The sequence below is a fragment of the Microcystis aeruginosa LEGE 91341 genome, assembly GCF_015206885.1.
Lineage (GTDB): Bacteria > Cyanobacteriota > Cyanobacteriia > Cyanobacteriales > Microcystaceae > Microcystis > Microcystis aeruginosa_H.
In genome coordinates, this window is record NZ_JADEXY010000253.1 from 1 (window position 1) to 2048 (window position 2048).

Sequence of the window (2048 nt, forward strand, 5' to 3'; positions counted from 1 at the left end):
CAAAAGTCTTAAGTCGATCCTTGTACAGCAACATTTTTGAAGATTATCAACTACTAATAAATAATTAACTGAAAGTCCCTCCCATTATTGTTTCTATCGTTTGTTTTCGGATTTATGCAAGAGGTCTAATCTCCAAATCAACCAAAGTTTACCAACTTAAGGAAAAAGTTAGTAAAATTCTCCCAACCCTTACCCCGCCTAACTTACAGCCCCTCCACCCTCTCAGAAAAATCCTTAACTTGGGAAAAATCCCCAACTTTACCAACTTAAGCCTAAGCTTTGTCAGAATATCCTGATAATCTCTCCACTCTACCAACCCCAAACTTTTGCTTCATACCCAAGACTACAAGGGCCGCGATCTAAATCAAGAACGGCATCGGTATAATCTGGAATATCCTCTCATCCCAAACCAGCCATGACCGCCAAAGAACAACTCCTACAAGAAATAGAAACCGCCTCCGAATCTCTAATCCAATCCTGCTTAGAACTGATACTCTCCCATAAAACTCCCGCCCCTTCACCGCAAAATAACAAACCAATTTGGGAAATCGCCGATGAAATAATTGCCACCATTCCCGAAGAATCCTTTGACCAGATCCCCACCGATGCGGCGGCCAACTTGGATTACTATCTTTATGGCAATTCTCCTCAAAAATAATGCCGACCCTCTTCGCCGACACATTTTATTGGGTTGCCTTGATTCATACTAAAGATCAATGGCATAGACAAGTGCGAGCTTTTAGTACGTTAATTCAAGATTATTCTTTAATTACAACCGATTTAGTCTTGGTGGAATATCTTAACTTTTTTGCTAAATTTGATCAACCCATGAAACAAGGTGTCGTCAATTTCTATCGCCAAATTTAAACCTCTCCAAATCTGCAAATTATTAGCCTTGATTCCTATTTAATTCAATCAGTTGTAGAACTTGATGCCAACCGTCTAGACAAAGGCTATAGCCTTACTGATTGTGTCTCAATGATTGTGATGAAACAAATGGGAATTTATGAAATACTCACCCATGACAAACACTTCACCCAAGAGAACTTTCGGATTTTATTCCAGGATTCCAATTTTAATAACCTTACTTAGAACCTGATCGCCCAGAGTAGAATCCCATTATTTATGTCAACAGAATTGGGTATCGTCGGGAAATTTATGAAGCATAACGGTGATCGCCCCATTCAATCGCTAAATAACGATAGACTCCTATAGGTTAAATACATAAGAACTGTTCAAGGAGAATCATCGGTGATCTCACCTAGTTAAAATCCTGACTCCTGGCGCAAACTTTAAATCTTGTAAAAAAAGTAATTTTTTGTATCTCCATTGATTACCATAATGGAAAACTCCGCTGACCTCTAAGTTGATGAGGCAAATTATGGAACAGTCAAAGGGTAAATCCTCTTGCCAACGCGGCGTAATCTTAACCTCCATCGGCTACCGAAAACTGCACCGTGCTAAAGTGAATTGGGAAATAGAACAAAACACTCGCTGCACCTTAGACATTCTTAGCCAACAAACTGGACTGACCGCCAATACTCTCAGTAAAATTTTTGGTCGCTCTGTCGCCGTTGATAAACGTAGTCTGTGGGTCTGCTTTTCTGCCTTTAATCTTGATTTAGACGGTCAAGATTATTTATCCAGTTCTACCCTTGCCTACAAAGACTGCCAATTTTCACATTGGGGGATAAATGTGAACTTTTAAAAGATCAATGATTGTGGCGTATAACAGAACTGTCTTTTATTCTCTCATAGCCGTGACCGCCACTGGTTATCCCACCCTTCTCAACAAAAAAGCACCCCCTTGCGGGAGTGCCTTTTCGTTCAGACTAGGAATTAACCATTGATAGCGGGAGCAATCAGAGCTACAGGAGCCTGTTCACCACTAGCTAAGTCTAAGGGGAAGTTGTGAGCGTTGCGCTCGTGCATTACTTCCATACCGATACCAGCGCGGTTTAACACATCGGCCCAAGTACCGATTACACGACCTTGAGAATCGAGAATCGACTGGTTGAAGTTGAAACCATTGAGGTTAAACGCCATGG

Annotated in this window: 3 protein-coding genes and 1 pseudogene; 3 read left to right on the forward strand and 1 reads right to left on the reverse strand. The window is 41.0% G+C overall.

All coding sequences use genetic code 11. The annotated features are described in order from the left end of the window. The first annotated feature begins 415 nt into the window (after positions 1–415). From IQ234_RS20645 to IQ234_RS20655, 3 genes are all read left to right on the forward strand, one after another. Positions 416–658, forward strand: a complete 243-nt coding sequence (locus IQ234_RS20645; RefSeq protein WP_193958447.1) for a hypothetical protein — start codon at positions 416–418, stop codon at positions 656–658. Beyond that, positions 658–867 (forward strand): hypothetical protein, encoded by a 210-nt coding sequence (locus IQ234_RS21455; RefSeq protein ID WP_228008648.1) that lies wholly within the window; start codon positions 658–660, stop codon positions 865–867. Before IQ234_RS20645 ends, IQ234_RS21455 begins: the two co-directional genes overlap by 1 nt. A gap of 514 nt (positions 868–1381) precedes the next feature. After that, on the forward strand, positions 1382–1708 hold the full coding sequence (locus IQ234_RS20655; protein WP_193958448.1) for a hypothetical protein: 327 nt from the start codon (positions 1382–1384) through the stop codon (positions 1706–1708). Positions 1709–1839: 131 nt separating this feature from the next. Here the strand turns inward: IQ234_RS20655 and IQ234_RS20660 are convergent. Continuing rightward, positions 1840–2048: pseudogene (locus tag IQ234_RS20660) on the reverse strand (hypothetical protein); the annotation flags it as partial.